Source organism: Bradyrhizobium sp. GW821-FHT13H06 (genome assembly GCF_058803975.1).
On sequence record NZ_JBXAPN010000002.1, the window covers coordinates 1,113,339 to 1,133,430 of the forward strand.

The 20,092-nt window shown below is 65.2% G+C and carries 17 protein-coding genes; 10 read left to right on the forward strand and 7 right to left on the reverse strand.

Annotated elements, in window-relative coordinates; translation table 11 throughout:
- The first annotated feature begins 143 nt into the window (after positions 1-143).
- From AC1RQP_RS12155 to AC1RQP_RS12165, 3 genes are all read left to right on the forward strand, one after another.
- Positions 144-1,589 carry a TAXI family TRAP transporter solute-binding subunit gene (locus AC1RQP_RS12155; RefSeq protein ID WP_492937068.1) on the forward strand — a complete coding sequence of 482 codons (1,446 nt, stop codon included), beginning with the start codon at positions 144-146 and terminating at the stop codon, positions 1,587-1,589.
- Between the two features lie 106 nt (positions 1,590-1,695).
- Positions 1,696-1,911: a hypothetical protein gene (locus AC1RQP_RS12160; RefSeq protein WP_239627433.1), complete on the forward strand. Its 216-nt coding sequence runs from the start codon at positions 1,696-1,698 to the stop codon at positions 1,909-1,911.
- A gap of 126 nt (positions 1,912-2,037) precedes the next feature.
- Complete coding sequence (locus AC1RQP_RS12165; protein WP_492937069.1) at positions 2,038-2,823, forward strand: enoyl-CoA hydratase/isomerase family protein; 786 nt, start codon at positions 2,038-2,040, stop codon at positions 2,821-2,823.
- Positions 2,824-2,912: 89 nt separating this feature from the next.
- On the opposite strand, the gene AC1RQP_RS12170 is transcribed toward AC1RQP_RS12165, so the two are convergent.
- Positions 2,913-3,557 (reverse strand): glutathione S-transferase family protein, encoded by a 645-nt coding sequence (locus AC1RQP_RS12170; protein ID WP_492937070.1) that lies wholly within the window; start codon positions 3,555-3,557, stop codon positions 2,913-2,915.
- A gap of 86 nt (positions 3,558-3,643) precedes the next feature.
- Here AC1RQP_RS12170 and AC1RQP_RS12175 point away from each other — a divergent pair, with 86 nt between their 5' ends.
- Positions 3,644-4,624, forward strand: coding sequence for a helix-turn-helix transcriptional regulator (locus AC1RQP_RS12175; protein WP_492937071.1), 981 nt, complete (start codon positions 3,644-3,646; stop codon positions 4,622-4,624).
- A 137-nt stretch (positions 4,625-4,761) separates the two neighbouring features.
- Entirely contained in the window at positions 4,762-5,010 is a 249-nt protein-coding gene (locus AC1RQP_RS12180) for a hypothetical protein (protein WP_061881237.1), read from the forward strand.
- Between the two features lie 53 nt (positions 5,011-5,063).
- Here the strand turns inward: AC1RQP_RS12180 and AC1RQP_RS12185 are convergent, their stop codons facing one another.
- The 4 genes from AC1RQP_RS12185 to AC1RQP_RS12200 all read right to left on the reverse strand — a co-directional run bounded on the left by AC1RQP_RS12185 (position 5,064) and on the right by AC1RQP_RS12200 (position 9,503).
- Positions 5,064-6,290, reverse strand: a complete 1,227-nt coding sequence (locus AC1RQP_RS12185) for an EAL domain-containing protein (RefSeq protein ID WP_492937072.1) — start codon at positions 6,288-6,290, stop codon at positions 5,064-5,066.
- 268 nt (positions 6,291-6,558) lie between these two features.
- The gene (locus tag AC1RQP_RS12190) at positions 6,559-7,506 is read right to left on the reverse strand and encodes a fatty acid desaturase (RefSeq protein WP_239627441.1); all 948 of its coding nucleotides are present in this window, start codon (positions 7,504-7,506) and stop codon (positions 6,559-6,561) included.
- Between the two features lie 15 nt (positions 7,507-7,521).
- Positions 7,522-8,538: an alpha/beta fold hydrolase gene (locus AC1RQP_RS12195; protein WP_492937073.1), complete on the reverse strand. Its 1,017-nt coding sequence runs from the start codon at positions 8,536-8,538 to the stop codon at positions 7,522-7,524.
- 161 nt (positions 8,539-8,699) lie between these two features.
- Entirely contained in the window at positions 8,700-9,503 is an 804-nt protein-coding gene (locus AC1RQP_RS12200; RefSeq protein WP_492937074.1) for an MBL fold metallo-hydrolase, read from the reverse strand.
- A 172-nt stretch (positions 9,504-9,675) separates the two neighbouring features.
- Between AC1RQP_RS12200 and AC1RQP_RS12205 the strand changes: the two genes are divergently transcribed.
- Both AC1RQP_RS12205 and AC1RQP_RS12210 read left to right on the forward strand, forming a co-directional pair.
- Positions 9,676-10,878 (forward strand): MFS transporter, encoded by a 1,203-nt coding sequence (locus AC1RQP_RS12205; protein WP_239627446.1) that lies wholly within the window; start codon positions 9,676-9,678, stop codon positions 10,876-10,878.
- Between the two features lie 155 nt (positions 10,879-11,033).
- On the forward strand, positions 11,034-11,984 hold the full coding sequence (locus AC1RQP_RS12210) for a helix-turn-helix transcriptional regulator (protein ID WP_492937075.1): 951 nt from the start codon (positions 11,034-11,036) through the stop codon (positions 11,982-11,984).
- A gap of 212 nt (positions 11,985-12,196) precedes the next feature.
- On the opposite strand, the gene AC1RQP_RS12215 is transcribed toward AC1RQP_RS12210, so the two are convergent.
- Together AC1RQP_RS12215 and AC1RQP_RS12220 are read right to left on the reverse strand one after the other, a co-directional pair.
- Positions 12,197-13,810 (reverse strand): acyl-CoA synthetase, encoded by a 1,614-nt coding sequence (locus AC1RQP_RS12215; RefSeq protein ID WP_492937076.1) that lies wholly within the window; start codon positions 13,808-13,810, stop codon positions 12,197-12,199.
- 53 nt (positions 13,811-13,863) lie between these two features.
- Positions 13,864-14,631 carry a FadR/GntR family transcriptional regulator gene (locus tag AC1RQP_RS12220; RefSeq protein ID WP_492937077.1) on the reverse strand — a complete coding sequence of 256 codons (768 nt, stop codon included), beginning with the start codon at positions 14,629-14,631 and terminating at the stop codon, positions 13,864-13,866.
- 165 nt (positions 14,632-14,796) lie between these two features.
- Between AC1RQP_RS12220 and AC1RQP_RS12225 the strand changes: the two genes are divergently transcribed.
- The 3 genes from AC1RQP_RS12225 (at position 14,797) to rbbA (ending at position 20,090) form a co-directional block, all read left to right on the forward strand.
- Positions 14,797-16,002 (forward strand): ABC transporter substrate-binding protein, encoded by a 1,206-nt coding sequence (locus tag AC1RQP_RS12225; RefSeq protein ID WP_492937078.1) that lies wholly within the window; start codon positions 14,797-14,799, stop codon positions 16,000-16,002.
- A gap of 249 nt (positions 16,003-16,251) precedes the next feature.
- The gene (locus tag AC1RQP_RS12230) at positions 16,252-17,319 is read left to right on the forward strand and encodes an HlyD family secretion protein (protein WP_492937079.1); all 1,068 of its coding nucleotides are present in this window, start codon (positions 16,252-16,254) and stop codon (positions 17,317-17,319) included.
- Positions 17,316-20,090, forward strand: a complete 2,775-nt coding sequence (gene rbbA / locus AC1RQP_RS12235) for a ribosome-associated ATPase/putative transporter RbbA (protein WP_492937080.1) — start codon at positions 17,316-17,318, stop codon at positions 20,088-20,090. The genes AC1RQP_RS12230 and rbbA overlap by 4 nt, the downstream gene beginning before the upstream one ends.
- The last annotated feature ends 2 nt before the right edge of the window (positions 20,091-20,092 follow it).

Below are 20,092 nucleotides of genomic sequence, written 5' to 3' on the forward strand. Positions count from 1 at the left end.
TTACCTCCGGCTCGAAATTTGCTTTCTGTTACGGTCGCGCTATCATCGGCGACAGAGAATATCGTTCTTTTTTCAGACATTTACGAATTGCAGGGCGCCCGCCGCGAGCCGACCGCCATCCGAGACTAAGGCCAGGTGCTGCCATGAGTACTGAAGGCCCCACCTCATCGCCGACCGAACCGCCACCCCGGCGCCCCAAGGTGATCAAGACAAACCAGCAGCAGGTTTTCCTCTACGTCGTGCTGACCCTGCTGTTGTCGTTCGCCACCGTCTGGGGCGGTCGTACCTTGCTGCACAATTCGGAGACGCTGACCTTCGCCGTCGGCGCTCCCAACAGTGACGAGGCGCTGTTCGCGGCCAATCTCGCCACAGTGCTGAAGGACAGCGACTCCCGCGTCCGGATCAAGATCGTCAACAACGCGGACAACGCCAAGGCGCTCGCCCAATTCGACCGCAAGCAGGCCGACCTCGCCGTCCTGCGCAGCGACTCCAAGGTGCCGCCGCGCGCGCGCACGCTCGCGATCCTCGAGCATGATCTCGTGCTGCTGCTCGGCCCCGGCAACAAGAAGATCAAGTCCCTCTCCGAGCTCAGGAAAAAGAAAGTCGCGGTCGTCGCCGAGAACGAAGCCTCGCTCGCCTTCGTCCGCAGCATCCTCGAGGTCCCGGACGGCCCCGAGGCTGCGAGGATCCAGATGGCGCCGCAGGGCGCAACGCTCGACAGGCTGTTCGCCCCGCCAAACGGCTTTGGCGCGGTGATCGCCATCGTCCACGCCTCCAGGGCCGTCAGGGACAAATCCTATGAGCAAGTCGCCAGACGCGGCGGCTTCACGCTGAACGCAATCGACGAAGCGAAGATGCTGGCCCGCAAATTCCCCGGCATCTCCGGCGAGACACTGACGGCAGGCACGTTGTCGACATCGCCGCAAATTCCCGACGACGATCTCGACACGATCGGGCTCGAATGGCTCCTGGTCGCACAATCCAGAATGTCCCCGACGACGGCAGGCGAGCTCGCGCGTATCATCTACGAGAACAAGTCCGCGCTCGGCCTCGACAACGGCTTCGCCACCAGGATAGAACCGGCCTCCGTCGAGAAGGATGCGTTCGTGATCGCGCACCAGGGCGCCGCCGATTACATCAACGACGACACCAAGTCGTTCATCGACAAGTACAGCGACCTGATGTATGTGGGCGTTGCCGCGCTCAGCATCATCGGTTCGATCTTCGCGGCGATCTACGCCAAGATCACGAGGATCGCGCCGGAGAAGGCCAGCGAGCTCTCCACGGCCATCCTCGACATCGGCGAGCGGATCGAGCATGCCCACTCGCTGGACCAGCTCGAATGTCTCCAGGACGAGCTGGAGGCCATCTTGCGCGGCGCCGTAATCGGCCTCAGGGACGGCACGATCAGTACCGACGGGCTCGACACCTTCAAGCTCGGCTACGAGTTCGTCCGCGACGAGATCGGCATGCGCCGCGACTATCTGAAACGTCATGCCGGCGAAGCCGACAAGACGGTACGCGATGCCGGCCCGGCCCAGCTGGACGACAGCAATGTCGTGGTGGTGAAGACCGCCCAGAGCGCCTGATCCGCCGGTTTGGGGCCGCCCGCCGCTGCGCCGCTCGTCAGCCGGCCGCCTGGAACCCCGCCCATTCGCAATTGTTGGTTTTCCGGCTGCAACCGGAGAATGCGGCATGCGTGCACTCCTGATCATCCTCCTTCTGGCCATGCTGGCGGCGGGCTACTTCGCCTATTCCGCAATGGCGGTCGAAGGTGAGCCGATCCCGACGGAAGGCTATGTGGCGCTGGCGCTGGGCGCGGGGTTTTCCGTCATCGTCGGCGTCGGGCTGATGGTGCTGCTGTTCTTCAGCAGCCGCCGCGGCTACGACGAGCCGCCACATTTCAAGTAGGCACTCCGCGAGCGATGGCGGCACGGACGAGCGCGCTCGGTGCAACCGCGCCAATGAAACTGCCTGCGCCCGTCGTTGACGGCCTCCGCCCAGGCGGGCACTTTGGCGCCGACAATGGAGACAAGAATGTCGGACACAGCCGAGGCCGCCACCGGCCCCCTGCTCGAAATCACCGGCGCACGCGCCACCATCCGCCTCAATCGACCGAAACATCTCAACCGGCTCCAGGCGGAGGATCTCGGCGAGCTGACGAGGCTGTTCGACCGGATCGAGGCCGATCCCGATATTCGCGTGCTGGTGCTGACCGGCACCGGGCGTGCCTTCTCCGCCGGCTACGATCTCAACTCGGTGGCGGAGCGCGCGGTCAGCGCGAGCGAGCAGCAGAGCGCGGGCTCGGCTTTCGAGGTGGTCGTCAACCGGCTGGAGGATTTGGGCGTACCGACCATCTGCCGGCTCAACGGCGGCGTCTATGGCGGCGCGACCGACCTCGCGCTCGCCTGCGATTTCCGGATCGGCGTCGATACCGCGGAAATGTTCATGCCGGCGGCGCGACTTGGGCTGCATTATTACCCGAGCGGCATCAAACGCTACGTGACGCGTCTCGGCGTGGACAATGCGAAGAAACTGTTTCTGACCGCACAGAAGATCGGCGCGCCGGAGATGCTGCGCATCGGCTATCTCACCGCGATGGTGCCGGTGGAATCCCTCGACGAGGAAGTCGACAAGCTCGCTGGCGTCCTCGCCGGCAACGCCCCGCAGGCGATGCGCGGCATGAAACGCGCCATCAACGAGTTCGCCCACGGCGAGTTCGATGAAGCCGCCGCCGACCAACGCCACCGCGACAGCATGCGCGGCGACGAGATCAAGGAAGGCATCAAGGCGTTTGCCGAGAAGCGGGCACCACGGTTCTGAGGGACCTGCCAGGAATCACAGGCAGGTGCTTCACACTCATCCGTGGTCCCGGACAAGCGAAGCGCCGATCCGGGCTCCCGGGGAGCCGCTCATCCCCCAACCGCAGCCGCATGCTGCGCCGCCATCTCGGCGTCGGCTGCCGTGATACGCTGGAACGCCGGCCGCGCCGTCATGCGTTCGGCATAACGGACGAACACGTCCTTCTTCGGCACGATGCCGAACATCATGGTCCAGCTGAACGCGACGCCCCACAACACGTCGGCGGCTGTCATGTGCTCGCCGAGCAGATACGGGCCCTTCGACAGCCTCGCCTCGAGCGCACCCAGCATGGTGTCGTAATCGGCATAGGGCGATTGCGTGATCGGCGCCGGCTCGCGCTGCATGAACTTGTCGATCAGGGCCGGCTCGAACGACGATCCGTAATATGCGATCCAGCGCAGATAGGGGCCGCGCAGCGGATCGTTCAGGGCGGGCGTGAGGCCGGCCTGCGGAAACAGGTCGGCGAGATAGATGGTGATGGCGACCTGCTCCGTCACCAGCGCTTCGCCGTGACGGATCGCCGGCACCTTGCCGAGCGGGTTGATGGCGAGATAGGCGGGCATGCGCTGCTCGCCGGCCTTCATGTTGAGAACGTGGAGATCGTAAGGAGCGCCCAGCTCCTCCAGCAGCACCCGCGTGCCGGTGGCGCGCGTCTGCGGCGAATAATACAGCGTGATGCGGTTCGGATCGGTCATGGCAGTCTCCCTCTGGCCGGCTGGCGCTGGGCTGCTTGTAGCGGACCATACCTGACATCTTCTGTCAGGTATGGTTTAAGGGGATCATGCGCGCGAGCCGGATGCTGTCGATCCTCACCACCCTCCAGGCCAGGGGACGGATCACCGCGCCCGAGCTCGCGGAGGCCTGCGAAGTCTCGGTGCGAACGATTTATCGCGACATCGACGCGCTCGCGGCGTCCGGCGTTCCCGTTTACGCCGACCGCGGCGCCGAGGGCGGCTATCGCCTGCTCGACGGCTATCGCGTGCGGCTGAACGGCCTGTCGCAGAGCGAGGCGGGCGCGCTGTTCCTGGCGGGATTGCCCGGCCCGGCCGCCGCGCTCGGGCTCGACGCCGCGATGATCGCCGCGCAGAACAAGCTGATGGCTGCCCTGCCCGAGACTCTGCGCGAAGACGCCGGCCGGATGCAGGAGCGTTTTCATCTGGACGCGCCGGGCTGGTTCGGCGAGGCGGAAGACCCAAAGCACCTGCGCGCCATCGCCGGCGCGGTGCTGCGCGGGACGCTGATCAAGATCCGCTACCAGAGCTGGCGCGCGGAGAAGCAACGCCGCGTCGCGCCGCTCGGCCTCGTGCTGAAGGGCGGCAGCTGGTATCTCGCCGGCCAGGTCGACGGCAGCGTGCGCACCTATCGCGTCGCGCGCGTGCTGGATTGCACGGCGCTCGACGACCGCTTCGACAGGCCCGCCGGCTTCGATCTCGCCGCCTATTGGCAGGCCGCGACGCTGCGCCTCGAAGCCGAGATGCATCCCAATGTCGCGATGGTGCGGCTGTCGCCGTTCGGCGTCAAACTGCTCGACGCGCTGAGCCAGCCCTATGTCAAGGCACGCACGCAGCTTGAAGAGACCATAGATGCCGATGGCTGGCGCATTGCACGAGTCCCGGTCGGCAAGACGTCGTGGCACGCCGCGGCCGAACTGCTGCGGCTCGGCCCCGAGGCCGAAGTGCTGGAGCCTGCCGATCTCCGCGACAAGATGGCGGAGATGACGCAGGCGATGGCTGTGCGCTATCGCGCGGTGCGAAAAGCCTGACGGCAGCACACTTTGTCGCAGCCCACGAAACAATCCTGAAACACGATTCTCCGCATCCCGTGTGAACGCGATCGCATCTCATCTCGACCGAGATGCAGGGACACAACAATGGCCCCTGCGCCAAATGGAGAATGAAGATGTTTCGTAAGCTTGCTCTCGGTCTGATCGCTGCCGGCTCGCTCGGTTTTGCCGCCCTCGCGCCCACCGCGGCCTCGGCGGGCGGCTTCCATCACCATCACGGTCATCACCACTGGGGTCCCGGCTGGGGCGTTGGCGGTATCTACCTCAACACGGGCGTCAGCAACTGCTACCAGGAGCGCCTCGTCCGCACCCGTCATGGCCTGCGCGTGCGCGTCGTGAATGTCTGCGCCTACGGGATCTACTGATACAGCCGTCGGCTGGCGCGACCCCGGTCGCAGTGCGACCGGGGTTCGTCGTCTCAACTCGCCAAAGCCGCCGAGGCCGCGGCCTTTTCGTCCGCGAGAGAATTGCGCTGCGATATCCACCGCTCAGCGCGCGAACGCCGCAGCGAGGGCGCGAAATAGAAGCCCTGGGCAACGTCGCAGCCGATCCGGCGGATGATTTCGAGTGCTTGCGAGCTCTCGACACCCTCCGCCACGACCTTCATGTTGAATGCCTTCGCCAGCGCGACGGAAGCATCGACGATCTTCATCATGTCGTCGTCGGCTTCGCAGCCCTTGATGAAGGACTGATCGATCTTCAGCTCGCTGAACGGTAGCCGCGCCAGGGCCGCGAGCGACGAATAGCCGGTGCCGAAGTCGTCGATCGCCGTCCCGATGTTCTTGAGCCGCAGACGCACCAGAATGTCGTTGGCGCGATCGACGTCCGCCATTGCCGTGGTCTCCGTGATTTCCACCGTCAGCGACGACGGCGGCACGTTCTCACGGCGCAGGATCTCCTCGATCCGGTCGGGCAGGGTCAGGTCCGACATCAGCGAGCCCGAGATGTTGACGGCGATGGTGAAACCGGGATTGCGCTCGATCAGCTTGCGGCCCTGCGACAGCGCGGAGGAAAGGATGCAGTCGGTCACCTCGCGCATGAGGCCAGCCTCCTCGGCGATCGGAATGAAAACCATGGGCGAGACCATGCCGAACTCGGCGGTACGCCAGCGTGCGAGTGCCTCTGCGCCGACGACTCGCTCGGTCCGCAGTGCGATCTTCGGCTGAAACTCGACGAAGAACTCGTGATCGGCGAGACCACGCGCAATTCTGTCCGGCGTGATCCGGGGCGGCAGCGCGGCAGCCGTCGCGATCAGCGGCGAGCCCTGCGGCATTTCGAGCGCGCAGCGCAGGCGGTTGAGATCGAGCGGCTTGGTCAGGCAGCCGCCGAGATGCAGCTTCAGCCCGGTGGCGACCCGGCGCGTTGCCTTCATGATGCGATCATCGCAGCCGCTGATGATCACGATCGCCATCGCGCGGAGGTTTCGCTCAGCGACGAAGCGCAACAGCTCCACCCCGTCCCGCTCGCCGAGCGACAGGTCCAGCGCCATGACGTCGAAGGCCTCGCGCGTCAGAAGCTCGGTTGCAGCCTCGTACGACGGGACAACGACGGAATCATATCCGAGCTTCGAGCCGATCTTGCTGATCAAAACCCGCTGCACCAGGTCGTCGTCGACCACAAGAAGACGGCCTCTCGTCGCGCTCATCATCAATCTCCCGTTGATTGCTTAACGCTAGAGCGGCGGCCTCGCTCGGTTGTGAATACAAGACGGCTAAAACTTTCCCTATCGGGAAGTACTTATTAGCCACGTTTCAGAGGCCGTCCAAACAATTGATTTCAATAGAGTATTTCGAATCATTCGCGCCGGCGCGGCGAAACGGTATTGAAATGACGCGTCAGACAAGCGCGCGTGATGAACGTGCAATGAAGCTTCTTATCGGAAGCCGGCAAACGCATGTGAGAGACGCGCGCGACTAGCCGGCCTGCCGCTGCCGGCGAAACCAGGCCCAGGTCTCCCGCGTCGTTCTGATGTAGCCGCGGCCGCGATGCACGATCTCGCCGTCGACGATCTCGTTCAGCTTCGGCAGCGCGTGAAAGGGGATCGAGGGATAGGCGTGGTGCTCGACATGGTAGGGCATGTTCCACGCGAACCATTTGACGACCGCGCCGGTGTAGGTGGTGCGGGTGTTGTGGAAGGCGCTGCGGGTGTGGTCACAGCCGGTATGCTCGGCGTAGAGGTAGGGCCGCAGGAAGAACTGCCCGATGATCAGCGGCACGATCCAGACCCAGAGCAGCAGCGCCGAGGAAAACCAGAGTGAGAGCGCGAGCAGCAGCGCATAGAGTGCCACATGGATCCGCGCCTCCGTCACGATGACGGCGCGCTTGCTCTCGGGAATCCAGGGCACGGTGACCTTGCCGGTGAGCGCATGGCCGAGCATCAGCCGCAGCCGGCCGGCGACCTGGAGCAGGCCGCTATAGGCGAGCGCAAGCTGCGTGTCGGATGCCGGCTTCACCCCGACGATCAACTCGGGATCCCTTTCTGGATCCTGCGTGTAGCGATGATGGTCCCAGTGAAACAGGCAGTAATATTCGTAAGGCAGTCCGATGATGAAGGCCGAGAGGTAGCCCACCGTGAGATTGAGGCTGCGGCTCCTGAACGCGGTCTTGTGCGCGGTTTCGTGCACCGCCATGAACAGGAAGGCGACGAGATAGCCCTGCACCACCATCAGCGGCAGCGCCCAGAGCACGCCCCACGTCGACGAAACCTTCCAGATCAACGCGCCCACCAGCAGGATCACGCCGTAATGGCCAAGGCTCTGCGCCGCTCCCCTGACATTGGAGCGAACCGACAATTCGCGCAGCATGGCCGGGGTCAGCGGCTTCAGGCGATGACCGGGTTCTGAAACGGTTGCGTCGCTCATGATCGGGTGCCTGCCCTACTTGCTGAGAAGCGCGGCGATCTCGGCCTTGATGAAGGCCTGGTCGCGCGGATTGTTGACGGGGTTGCCGGCGCGATGGCCATGCAGCGATGGGATCGGATGCAGCACGGCCGATTTCGCGTTGACGAGCCGGCCGAGTTCGTCCTCGTTGTCGCGGACGTCGAAATAGCGATCGGTCGCGCCCGGCATCAGCAGCATGTGCGCCTTGATCGCCGCCAGCGCCCGATCGAAATCGCCCGCGAATGTCGGGCAGCGGCTGACGTCGCCATTCTGCCAGATCCCGATCTGCGCCAGGAGGTCGTTGGCGTCTCGCCGCGCAAACGTCACGTCCCAGGCGCGGACGAGATAATCCTCCAGCGAGGTGAAACCGGCTTCGCGCCAGAGCTCGTCGCGATAGAAGCCGTGCGACATCGCCCAGCCGGCATAGACGCGCCCCATGGCGCGATAGCCGGCGACGGGTCTTTCGGCGAAACGGCCGTCGCGGAAGGCAGGATCGGCAGTGAGCGCGGCCTTCACGCTTTCCAGGAAGACGTAGTTGTAGGGCGCGCAGCGGGCGCTGCCGCAGACGACCGCCGCGCGCTCGACCATGTCGGGGTGCAGCGCCGCCCAGTGATAGGCCTGCATACCGCCCATCGACCAGCCATAGACCAGCGCAAGCTTGGAGATGCCGAAGCGTTCGGTGAGCAGCCGGTACTGGATCGCGACGGCATCGTGATAGGTCACCTCGGGAAACGGAACGGACATGTTCGACGGCGAGGACGACAGGCCGTTACCGAACAGGTTCGGGATGATGACGAAGTAGCGCGTGGCGTCGAGCACGCCGTCGGGCCCGATCAGCCATTCCGTATCGGTGTGCTGCGCACCGAACGAGGTCGGATAGAGGATGACGTTGTCGCGGGCCGGACTCAGCGTGCCGTAGGTCTTGAAGGCGAGCTTCATGGCGGGAAGGACGGTCCCGGACCGGAGCAGGACGTCGCCGGCCTCGAAGATCTCGTAGTCACGCTGCGCCGTCATGCATTCAGCTCCCGCTCACGGAGGCCGCAAAACCCCACGGCTTCAGCGATGCATCGATCATGCCGAACCCGCAGATACGTCGTTTTGCGGCAAGGCCACTATAATGTACCTTTAGTACAGTTATTGCGGACCGGCAAGATAAATCCGGTCCGCACATCGGCTCAGGCGATGGCCGACAGATAGCGCGCGACCGACGCCGCGAACGCAGCCTTGGCGCCGCTGGCGATGTTGCGGCCCCACCAGGCTCCGTAGATCCGGTCGAAGGCGAGCGGCTCGACAGCTGCCGCGATCCGCCGCACTGCGGCGGCGCCCAGCGGCATGTAATTCGGATAGGAATACATGAAGCTGACGAAGCGGCGGTCCATCGTCACCTGCGCGATGTCCCCGGTGAGCAACGCGCCCTTGCCGTCCGCACCACGCCCATAATGCAGCATGGTGGCGCCGGCGAAGTGGCCGCCGGTGCGCAGCAGCAGCACGTCATCGGTGATGCGATGGCGCTCGCCGGTCCAGTGCACGATCGCCGGATGAGGCCGTGTGACGAAGGCGCTGTCATCGGCGTGCAGGTACACCGGCACGCCGCCGAACGTGTCGCTCCAGTCCGCGACCGCGCCGTAGTAGTGCGGATGCGAGATCGCGATGGCCTTCAGCCCGCCGAGTGCCGCGACATATTGGATGGCCTCGTCGGTCGCAAGCGGAATGCAATCCCACATCACGCAGCCGTCGTCTTGGGGCACCAAAAGTGCGCGCTGCCCGATGGCAAAGCTTGGCTCCATCCCGATCCCGGTGAGGCCAAGATCGTCCCGGCCCACCAGTCGATGCCTTCGCGCGAGCTCCTCGCGCGCGAGAAAGGTCTGCCCTTTCCAGTTCACGAACTGTCGCTCGTCCTCGCAAATCGGGCAGGAGTCGGGCGGCGATCCGCGTGAGGGAAATTGAGCACCGCAGGTTTCGCAGGTCCAGAGAGGCATGGCTCGGGCTCCGTGGGAAGATCCAGGATGACATTGCGGACAAGCTCCCGGCAAGATCGATGGCCGGCAGCAGTGGCTGGAACCAACGCGGTGAGCGCCCGTTACGTTCAGGTCCACGCCGGCACGATGGGCCAAGGGGATCACGACACACGAAGAGCATGTTCGAGTATCGATGGCATCGCGGTCTCCCACCTCTTCCCGTATCTGGCCCTTGTTCGCGCTCAACTTCTTCATGGCCGACATGCAGTCGGGCATCGGGCCGTTCGTCGGGGTATTTCTGCAGGAGCGCGGCTGGGCCAGCGGGCTGATCGGCACCGCCATGACCATCGGCAACGTCGCGGGCATGCTGATCACGACGCCGATCGGGGGCTTCATCGACGCCAGCCGCAACAAGCGGCTCTGGGTCGTCATTCCCGGCATCTGCGTCGTTCTCGCGTCCGGGATCATCCTGATCTCGCAGAACTTCTGGGCGGTGACGTTCTCGCAGGTCGCGCAATCGCTGGCGAGCGCCGCGATCGTGCCGGCGGTAACGGGCATCACGCTCGGCATCGCCAAGCAGAAGGGCTTCAATGCGCTCAATGGCCGCAACCAGGCCTACAACCATGCGGGCAACATGGTCGGCGCCGCATTGTCGGGCTATCTCGGCTACAAGTTCGGCTATGTCGCCGTGTTCGCGCTGGCGGCCGTGTTCGGTGCCATCGCCATCGCCTGCGTCCTGATGATCCCCGCAAAGGCAATCGACGACCGCGCCGCGCGCGGCAGCAAGGAGGACGACTCCAAAGCTCCGCCGGATGCGATGACGATACTGCTCAAGCACCGGGCGCTGCTCGTGCTGGCTCTCGCCCTCGCCCTCTTCCATCTCGGCAACGCCGCCATCGTCCCGCTCTACGGACTAGCCGCGGTGGCCGAAGGGCAGGCCAACGGCCCGAGCTTCGTCGCGACTACCGTGGTGATCGCGCAAGGCGTGATGATCGTGACGTCGCTGATCGCGATGAAGGCCGCGAGCAAGCGCAACTACTGGCCGGTGATCCTGGTGTCCTTCATGTTCCTGCCGATCCGCGGCGTGCTCGCCTTCTTCGTCACGGGATGGTGGGGCGTCGTGCCGATGCAGGTGCTCGACGGCATCGGCACCGGGCTGCAGACTGTCGCCGTCCCGGGCATGGTCGCGCGCTCGCTCAACGGCACCGGCCGCATCAATCTCGGCCAGGGCGCCGTGATCACGGTGCAGGGCATCGGCGCGAGTCTCAGTCCCGCACTTGGCGGCTGGATCGCGCAATGGATCGGCTACGGTCCGACCTTCCTGCTGCTCGGCGGCTTTGGGCTCGCGTCGATCGCGCTGTGGCTGGCCTTCGCGGCGGCGGTGAAGGAGTATTGAGCTTCCGCGGCGCGGAGTATCCTACTGCGGCACCTGGTCACTGGTTCAACGCGCGATTGCGAGTGGTTTTTCACGCAATTTGGCGCTTTTCTCGTTGCCGCACCTCGGTGACCCGATCAGGATACAGATCGCCCACCAACGTTTACGGCCGACCGATGACCCCGCCTCAGCTCTCATTCAACGGCGATCCCACGGGGCCGGCCTATGAGGGCTGGCGCGAGCAGTTCTGCCGGCAGGTGATGGGAACCGATTTCGTTCCCATCGGAGACGGCCCGGTGCACCGGACAATCACTCCCGCCATTCTTCCGCGCATCAGACTGTCCGCCTCGTTCGGCACGCCGATGAGCTTCGTGTCGATGGGCACGAACGACGAATTGGTCATCGTCATGTCACCGAATTCGGCCCTGAGCGGGGCCATGGGAAGTCGCGCGCTGAACGTTGCCGCCGGCGACCTCACCATCGGAGATCCGTCGATCAAGGGAGCCCGCGTCACTCAGACCGCGTACGGCAACTTCCAGACCGCGTTGTTGCCCCGCAAGGCGCTGCTGCGCGCCTGCCCGAATGCCGAGGACCTGATTGCACGACCGATCGACGGCCTCAAGCCGATCGCATCGATGTTCCTTCGATATTACGACCTCGCACATGCGCATGCTGCCGGGCTCGGAGCCTCGGAGCTCGACGCGGTTTCGCAGCACCTGTTCGATCTTTCTGTGTTGATGATCGGAGCCCGCGGCGATGCCGCCGAGGAGGCGCGGACGCGCGGCCTTGCCGCGGCGCGTCTCGAAGCCCTGAAGTCCGACATCCTGGCGCAGCTGGACAGCCCCGCCTTGTCGCTGTCCGATCTTGCCGCCGCGCACCGGATCAGCCCGCGCACCATCCAATTGCTGTTCGAGCGCGCCGGCACCACCTATAGCGGTTTCGTGCTGGAGCAGCGGCTGCTGCGGGCCGAGCGGTTGCTGCGAAATCCCGCCATGCGCACGCGCAAGATCATCGAGATCGCGCATCTGGCGGGATTTCACGACGTATCCTATTTCCACCGCGCGTTTCGCCGCCGCTTCGGGCAGACGCCGGACGACGTCAGGAAGCTGGCCGGCGAGACAAACTAGGCGAACTCGACCACGATCTTGCCGAAATGGCCGCCGTGCTGCATCAGGCGCATCGCTCCGGCACGGCATCGAAGCTGAACCCGAGCACCATGACCTCCTGCAGGACGCCCGGCCGCGTGCCGCCGAGCGCGGGTCCGGCAGCTCAACCAGATCCATCCCCTCTATCGACCAATCGCGCGCGACTGCCAGGCTCTCATGACGATCGCTCCGTCTCAGGTCCCGAAATTCTTCTGGATCGCCTTGTCGAGCGTCTCACCGCCGACGAAGCGCTGGCGCAGCTCGCGCTTCAACAACTTGCCGCTCGGATTCTTCGGCAGGCTATCGACAAAGATGACGCGCTTGGGCACCTTGAAATGCGCCATCTGGCCGGCGCAGTGCTTGATGACGGCGTCCTCGTCCAGCGTCTCCCCGCCCTTGACCACGACGATCGCGGTCACCGCCTCGATCCAGCGCGGATCGGGCAGGCCGACCACGGCGACCTCGGAGACGGCGGGGATGCGGTAGACCATCTCCTCGACCTCGCGGCTCGCGACGTTCTCGCCACCGGTCTTGATCATGTCCTTGACGCGATCGACCACGGTGATGTGGCCCTCGTCGTCGACCGTGGCGAGATCGCCCGAGTGAAACCAGCCGCCGGAGAACGCGGCCGCGGTCTTGACGGGATCGTTGTAGTAGCCGGACAGCAGATGCGGCGAGCGGTGCACGATCTCGCCGACCTCGCCCACCTTGACATCCTCCATCGCCGTGTTGACCACGCGCGTCTCGACATTGAGCACGGGCTTGCCGGCCGAGCCGGCCTTGCGCAGCTGATCCTCCGGTCGCAGCACGGTTGCGAGCGGCGCGATCTCGGTCTGGCCGTAGAAATTCCAGAACTTGACGTTGGGCAGGCGGCGCTGGAGCTCCAGCAGCACCTCCACCGGCATGATCGAGGCGCCGTAGTAGCCTTTTTGAAGCGTCGACAGATCCGTCTTGTCGAAATTCGGCGAGCGCAGCATCGCGATCCAGATCGTCGGCGGCGCGAAGAAGGACGTGATCTTGTGGGCCTGGATCAGGGCCAGGATGTTGTCGGCGGTCGGCTTGCCGGTGATGACGCCTGAGGCGCCGAGATAGATCTGCGGACCCAGGAAGACGTCGAGCTGGGCGCAATGATAGAGCGGCAGGGCGTGCAGGAACTTGTCGTCCGCGCTCATGCCGCCGTCGATGATGCAGCTGACATACTGCCACATCACGGCCTCGTGGGTCAGCATCGCGCCCTTGGGCAGAGATTCCGTGCCGCTTGTGTAGACGATCTGCGCGAGATCGCGGCTGTCGACCGATGCGTCCAGGAACGAGCCGTCGGCGTCGAGGAGATCGTCGAAGGTGGTGAGGCCCGCAGGCGCCGTGGCCGCATCCTCGCCCGGCAGCCAGACCATCTTCTCGACCGCGCAATCCTTGGCGCTGGCCGCGCGTGCCTGCTCGACGAAGTCCGGTCCGGTCGAGAGCAGTTTCGCGCCGGAGCTCTTCAGGATGAAATTGATCTCGTCCGGATTGAGCATGAAGTTGATCGGCACCAGCACGGCTCCGATCCGCGCCACCGAGAAGCGCAGCGCGGCGAAGGCGTGCGAATTGCGCGACAGCACGGCGACACGGTCGCCCTTCCTGACGCCGAGCCCGAGCAGGCCGCGGCCGAGCCGGTTGCAGATCGCGTCCATTGCGGCAAAGGTCCAGCTCACACCGCCGCAGCTTACCGCGAGCTTGTTCGGCTCGCGGCCCGCCGAGCGGCGCAAGAGATCGCCGATCGAATGCTCGCGCGCTTTCGAGATGGTGGCTGCGGTGTCGCCGGTCATGTGTTCCTCCGTGTGATGTCTTTGTTTGTTGTGCTGCACGAATTCCAAAGGCGCTATCTGCGGCGGGCCGCCTGCGCGTGCTCCATGTACATGTGCTCGACCGAGCGATCGAGCGACGCGATTTTCTCGAAGCCGCGTCGCCAGTCCTGCAGGTGTCGGCGCGTCCACAGCACGCCGGCTTCGCGGTCGCGGCGGCGGATCGCATCGATGAGATGGCGGTGCGCCGCGACGAGACGCGGGCCACCTTCGGCGACACCTGTCACGATCATCTCAGTGGTCGGATAGAACAACTGCGCTGCCGGCTCCCGCGCGAGCTGGAGCACGCGGTTCTGCGAGGCCTTGGCGACCAGAACATGGAATTCGGCATCGCATTCGGCAAGCATCGCGGCGTCGCCGACTATAGCCTCGCTACGCGCGAGATTGCCGGCGAGCTCGGCGATGTTCTCCTCCGTCGCCCGTTCCACCGCGCCCTCGATGCTGGCGACTTCCAGCGTCATCGAGGCCTCGTAGAGTTCACGGAAGGTGACCTCGTGCAGGACCAGCGCGCGGCTGAGACGGCTCGCGAGCTTGCTGTAGCGCGGCAGGCAGGCGTGCAGGCGGCGCGAGGAATCGCGCCTGATCAGCCCGCCTTCCTCCAGCACGCGGATGCCCTCGCGAATGGTCGAGCGATTGACGCCGAATTGGCGGACCAGGTCGTGCTCGGTGCCGATGGGATCGCCCGGCTTGATGCGGCCATTGACGATCTCGCGCTCGATGGCGTCAGCAACCCTCTGATAGGCGGGCGCGACATCGATCGGACGAAACAGCGGAGCGACAGGCAAATCAAACTCCATTGGCGATTGTCCGACAAACCTTAAGCCTGACCGGAGAATGCGTCAAACTCTCGCATTTAAGCCTCTGGTGCAAGAAATTGACTCTGCCGGAACCTGGCTTTAGCTTTGTCGGACAAAGGGGCAGAATAGCCCCGTATAGAGGAAACGTATCCAATGAGACCTATCGCGGCACTCGTGTCTGCGGCCGGATTGCTGTCGGCTGCCTTGATCGCCCCGACCTCGGCCCAGCAGGCACCGCTCAAGATCGGCGTGCTCTCCGACTTCTCGTCCGTCTATTCAGACATCGGCGGCATGGGGAATGTCGAGGCCACCAAAATGGCGATCGAGGACTTTGGCGGGCAGATGTTCGGCAAGCCGATCGAGATGCTGAGTGCCGACGTGCTCAACAAGCCCGACGTCGCCTCCACCATCGCCCGCAAATGGTGGGAGACCGAAGGCGTCGACATGATCGTCGATCTGCCGACATCGGCGACCGCGCTCGCGGTGATGGAGCTGTCGAAGCAGTACGAGAAGATCATGATCGTGACGGATGCGGCGAGCTCCGACATCACCGGAAAGTCCTGCTCGCCCTACACCGCGCACTGGACCTACGATACCTATGCCAACGCACACACCGTCGGCAGCGCCATCGTCAAGAACGGCGGCGATACTTGGTTCTTCCTGACCGCGGACTACGTGTTCGGCCATTCGGTCGAGCGCGACACCGGTGACGTCGTGAAGGCCTCCGGCGGCAAGGTGCTGGGCAGCGTCAAGCATCCCCTCAACACGGCGGACTTCTCCTCGTTCCTGCTTCAGGCCCAGGCTTCCAAGGCCAAGATCATCGGCCTCGCGAACGGCGGCGGCGACACCATCAACGCGATCAAGCAGGCCGGCGAGTTCGGGATCGTTGCCGGGGGCCAGAACCTGGCTGCGATCGTGATGTTCATCTCCGACGTGCACAGCCTCGGCCTCAAGCTGGCGCAAGGCCTGATCGTCACCGAGGCCTATTATTGGGACCTCAACGACAAGACCCGCGCTTTCGGCAAGCGCTTCCTGGAGCGGGTCAAGCGCATGCCGACCATGAACCAGGCCGCGACCTACAGCGCCACGCTGCACTATCTCAAGGCGGTGCAGGCCGCCGGCACCCGCGACACCAAGACCGTGATGGCCAAGATGCGCGAGCTTCCGGTGCGGGATGCCTTCACCGACAACGGCGTGCTGCGCGAGGACGGCCGGATGGTGCACAGCATGTACCTGTTCCAGGTGAAGAAGCCGGAGGAATCGAAGGGGCCGTGGGATTATTACAAGCTGCTCGCCGAAGTCCCCGCCGACCAGGCGTTCCGGCCGCTGAAGGACGGCGGCTGCCCGCTGGTGAAGTGAGACGGCCCGGATCGAGCCGACGGCAATCCCTCCACCAAGTCTCGCGCGTCCGCTCGGCCGATCCGGGCGGACGCGCGGCGATGACGACGCGCGGCCCAAAATGGAGGCAGCACGCCGCGCGCCGCCGTCTGATCTGCATCAAGCTGCGGTGCAAGATTAGCTGCAATGTTGAGCTCGTCCTTGCCGCGCGATCAGCGGCCGGGCGTTCGTATCTCAACAGTGGGCGCCACCGCACGGCGTTGTGCACAGATGAACTTTACACCGGGTCGCGTCGTCGCCGCGCTCGCCATCCTGCTCGCGGGCGGTGGTTATTACTATTGGCAGCACCGTGATGCCGACGCGCTGCCACCAGGTTTCGCCCGCGGCAATGGCCGCATCGAAGCGGTCGAGATCGACATCGCCACCAAGACGCCGGGACGAATCCGCGAGATCCTGGTCAACGAAGGCGATTTCGTCAGCGCGGGCCAGGTTCTGGCACGCATGGACACCGAGCAGCTGCAGGCCCAGCGCCGCCAGGCCGAAGCGCAGCTCCAGCGGGCAATGATCAATGTCGAGACCGCGAAGAGCCTGGTGAACCAGCGCGAGGCCGAACGGAAGGCCGCCGAAGCCGTGGTCGACCAGCGCATCGCCCAGCTCGACACCACGAGCCGCAAGCTGGACCGGTCCGAACAATTGATCAAGACGAGTGCGGTGTCTCAGCAGGTCCTGGACGACGACCGCTCCGCCAACGCCACGGCGAAAGCGGCACTGGCCGCTTCCCATGCCCAGGTCGCGGCATCGGAAGCCGCAATCAGCTCCTCCCGCGCCATGGTGATCGATGCCGGCGCCGCGGTCGACGCGGCCAAGGCCGCGATCGAAAGCATCAACGCCGACCTCAACGACAGCGTACTGAAGGCGCCGCGCGACGGCCGCGTGCAGTATCGCGTGTCACAGCCCGGCGAGGTGCTCGCTGCCGGCGGCCGCGTCCTCAACATGGTCGATCTCGGCGACGTCTACATGACGTTCTTCCTGCCGACGGCCGAGGCCGGCCGCGTCGCGATCGGCGCCGAAGTCCGCCTCGTGCTGGACGCCATCCCGCAATACGTGATCCCCGCCAAGGCCACCTTCGTTGCCGACGTCGCGCAGTTCACGCCCAAGACGGTCGAGACCGAGGAGGAACGCCAAAAGCTGATGTTCCGCATCAAGTCGCATATCGCGCCCGACCTGCTGCGTCAGCACATCGAGCATGTGAAGACCGGCCTGCCCGGCATGGCCTATGTGCAGCTCGATCCGGCCTCGCAATGGCCCGACAACCTCAAGATCAAGTTGACGAGATGAGCACGACTGCCGCAGCCGAAGCACCGGCTGCCGTCGGCAGCGTGGTGCATCTGGAAGGCGTGGGCCTGAGCTACGGCAAGACCCGGGCGCTCGAGTCCATCACGCTCGACCTGCCGTCCGGCTGCATGGTCGGGATGATCGGCCCCGACGGCGTCGGCAAATCGAGCCTGCTCGCCCTGATCGCGGGCGCGCGCGCGATCCAGCAGGGGCGTATCGACGTGCTCGGCGGCGATATGGCGAGCGCGCGCCACCGCCGCAACGTGTGCCCCGACATCGCCTACATGCCGCAGGGCCTCGGCAAGAATCTGTATCCGACACTGTCGGTGTTCGAGAACATCGACTTCTTCGGCCGCCTGTTCGGACACGACAAGGCGGAGCGGAACAGGCGGATCGCGAGCCTGCTGCGCGACACGGGGCTCACGCCCTTTGCCGACCGGCCGGCGGCAAAACTCTCCGGCGGCATGAAGCAGAAGGTCGGCCTGTGCTGCGCGCTGATTCACGATCCCGAGCTCCTGATCCTGGACGAGCCGACCACCGGGGTCGATCCGCTGTCGCGCCGCCAGTTCTGGGAATTGATCGCCTCGATCCGCGACAGCCGGCCCGGCATGAGCGTAATCGTCTCGACCGCCTACATGGAGGAGGCCGCGCAGTTTGATTTCCTGATCGCGATGAACGCCGGCCGCGTGCTGGCGACCGGAACGCCCGCCGAACTCAAGCGGCAGACCGGAGCCGATACGCTCGATGACGCCTTCATCCGTCTTCTTCCCGAGGCCGAGCGCGGCAACCATACCAATGTCGTCATCCCGCCGCGCGACGAGGACCACGAGGAGATCGCGATCGAAGCCGACCACCTGACCCGGCGGTTCGATGGTTTCGTTGCCGTCGACGACGTCAGCTTCCGCATCAGAAAGGGCGAGATCTTCGGCTTTCTCGGCTCGAACGGCTGCGGCAAGACCACGACCATGAAGATGCTCACCGGCCTCCTGCCCGCGAGCGAAGGCACCGCGCGGCTGTTCGGCAACACCATCGATGCCGGCGACATGTCGGTGCGGCGGCGCATCGGCTATATGTCGCAGGGCTTCTCACTCTATTCCGAGCTCACGGTCACGCAGAATCTCGATCTGCATGCGCGCCTGTTCGAGCTGCCGGCGGGCACCATCGCCGCGCGCATCGACGAGATGATCGCCCGGTTCGATCTTGCCGACGTCGTCGACGCCCTGCCCGATGCCCTGCCGCTCGGGCTGCGGCAGCGGCTGTCGCTGGCGGTCGCCATGATCCATGCGCCCGACATCCTCATCCTCGACGAGCCGACCTCCGGCGTGGATCCGGTCGCCCGCGACCGCTTCTGGCAGATCCTCGCCGAGCTCTCCCGCAAGGACAACGTCACCATCTTCGTCTCCACCCATTTCATGAACGAGGCCGAGCGCTGCGATCGGATCTCGCTGATGCATGCCGGCAAGGTGCTGACGTCGGATACGCCCGCCGCGATCGTGGCCGCGCGCGGCACCGCCACGCTGGAGCAGGCCTTCATCGCCTGCCTGGAGGAGGCGATCGCGGACACGACGGAGCCGGCCCGCCAGCCGGCGGTCGCCTCGACGCCGCCCGCATCTGCGAGCCCCACAGCGGTCCGTCGGCACAGCGCCGCGTTCAATCCGACGCGCATGCTGGCCTATTCCCGCCGCGAGACGCTCGAGCTGCGGCGCGATCCGATCCGCGCCACGCTCGCGATCCTCGGCAGCGTGCTGCTGCTGTTCGTGCTCGGCTACGGCATCAGCATGGACGTCGAGAATCTGACCTTCGCGGTGCTCGATCGCGACGACAGCACGATCAGCCGCGACTACAGCCTTCAGATCGCGGGCTCGCGCTACTTCACCCAGAAATCCCCGATCACCGACTACGCCGATCTCGACCGCCGCATGCGCGCCGGCGAGATCGGTCTCGCCATCGAGCTGCCGCCGGGCTTCGGCCGCGACGTCAGCCGCGGCCGCCATGTCGAGATCGGCGCCTGGGTCGACGGTGCCAATCCGACACGGGCCGAGACGCTGCGCTCCTACGCCCAGGCGATCCACGCGACCTGGCTCGCGCAGAAGGGCCGCGAGCTCTATGGCGATGCGGCGATCGCCGGCACCTACCAGCTCCAGGTGCGCTACCGCTACAACCCGGACGTCATCAGCGTCGTCGCCATGGCGCCGGGCATCATCCCGTTGCTGCTGATCATGATTCCGGCGGTGCTCGCCGCGCTGGCGGTGGTGCGCGAGAAGGAGCTCGGATCGATCGTCAATTTCTACGTCACGCCGGTGACGCGGCTGGAATTCCTGCTCGGCACGCAGCTGCCCTATGTCGTGCTGGCATTCGGAAACTTCCTCCTCCTCGTCGGCTTTGCCCTCGCCGTCTTCCGCGTACCTTTCACCGGGAGCTTTCCGACCTACGCCCTGGCCGCGCTGCTCTACGTCACGGCCACGACCGGCATGGGGATGGTGATCTCGGCCTTCATGAACAGCCAGATCGCGGCCCTGTTCGGCACGGTGCTGATCACGCTGATCCCGGCCATCCAGTATTCCGGGCTGATCGACCCGGTTTCATCCCTCCAGGGAGCGGGCGCGCTGATCGGGCGGCTCTATCCCACCACCTATTTCGTCACGATCTCGCGCGGCACGTTCTCCAAGGCCCTGGGGTTCGACACCCTCCACAACGATCTCCTGGCGCTCGCCATCATGGTCCCCGTCCTGGTGATCGCCGGCACGATGCTGCTGAAGAAACAGGCCCACTGACC

Excerpts from the sequence above, each read along its gene's own strand:
- rbbA (WP_492937080.1), top strand. The coding sequence starts at position 17,316 with ATGAGCACGACTGCCGCAGCCGAAGCACCGGCTGCCGTCGGCAGCGTG.
- AC1RQP_RS12180 (WP_061881237.1), top strand. The coding sequence starts at position 4,762 with ATGTTTCGTAAGCTTGCTCTCGGTCTGATCGCTGCCGGCTCGCTCGGT.
- AC1RQP_RS12175 (WP_492937071.1), top strand. The coding sequence starts at position 3,644 with ATGCGCGCGAGCCGGATGCTGTCGATCCTCACCACCCTCCAGGCCAGG.
- AC1RQP_RS12210 (WP_492937075.1), top strand. The coding sequence starts at position 11,034 with ATGACCCCGCCTCAGCTCTCATTCAACGGCGATCCCACGGGGCCGGCC.
- AC1RQP_RS12170 (WP_492937070.1), bottom strand. The coding sequence starts at position 3,557 with ATGACCGATCCGAACCGCATCACGCTGTATTATTCGCCGCAGACGCGC.
- AC1RQP_RS12155 (WP_492937068.1), top strand. The coding sequence starts at position 144 with ATGAGTACTGAAGGCCCCACCTCATCGCCGACCGAACCGCCACCCCGG.
- AC1RQP_RS12200 (WP_492937074.1), bottom strand. The coding sequence starts at position 9,503 with ATGCCTCTCTGGACCTGCGAAACCTGCGGTGCTCAATTTCCCTCACGC.
- AC1RQP_RS12160 (WP_239627433.1), top strand. The coding sequence starts at position 1,696 with ATGCGTGCACTCCTGATCATCCTCCTTCTGGCCATGCTGGCGGCGGGC.
- AC1RQP_RS12165 (WP_492937069.1), top strand. The coding sequence starts at position 2,038 with ATGTCGGACACAGCCGAGGCCGCCACCGGCCCCCTGCTCGAAATCACC.
- AC1RQP_RS12215 (WP_492937076.1), bottom strand. The coding sequence starts at position 13,810 with ATGACCGGCGACACCGCAGCCACCATCTCGAAAGCGCGCGAGCATTCG.
- AC1RQP_RS12205 (WP_239627446.1), top strand. The coding sequence starts at position 9,676 with ATGGCATCGCGGTCTCCCACCTCTTCCCGTATCTGGCCCTTGTTCGCG.
- AC1RQP_RS12195 (WP_492937073.1), bottom strand. The coding sequence starts at position 8,538 with ATGACGGCGCAGCGTGACTACGAGATCTTCGAGGCCGGCGACGTCCTG.
- AC1RQP_RS12230 (WP_492937079.1), top strand. The coding sequence starts at position 16,252 with ATGAACTTTACACCGGGTCGCGTCGTCGCCGCGCTCGCCATCCTGCTC.
- AC1RQP_RS12185 (WP_492937072.1), bottom strand. The coding sequence starts at position 6,290 with ATGAGCGCGACGAGAGGCCGTCTTCTTGTGGTCGACGACGACCTGGTG.
- AC1RQP_RS12225 (WP_492937078.1), top strand. The coding sequence starts at position 14,797 with ATGAGACCTATCGCGGCACTCGTGTCTGCGGCCGGATTGCTGTCGGCT.
- AC1RQP_RS12190 (WP_239627441.1), bottom strand. The coding sequence starts at position 7,506 with ATGAGCGACGCAACCGTTTCAGAACCCGGTCATCGCCTGAAGCCGCTG.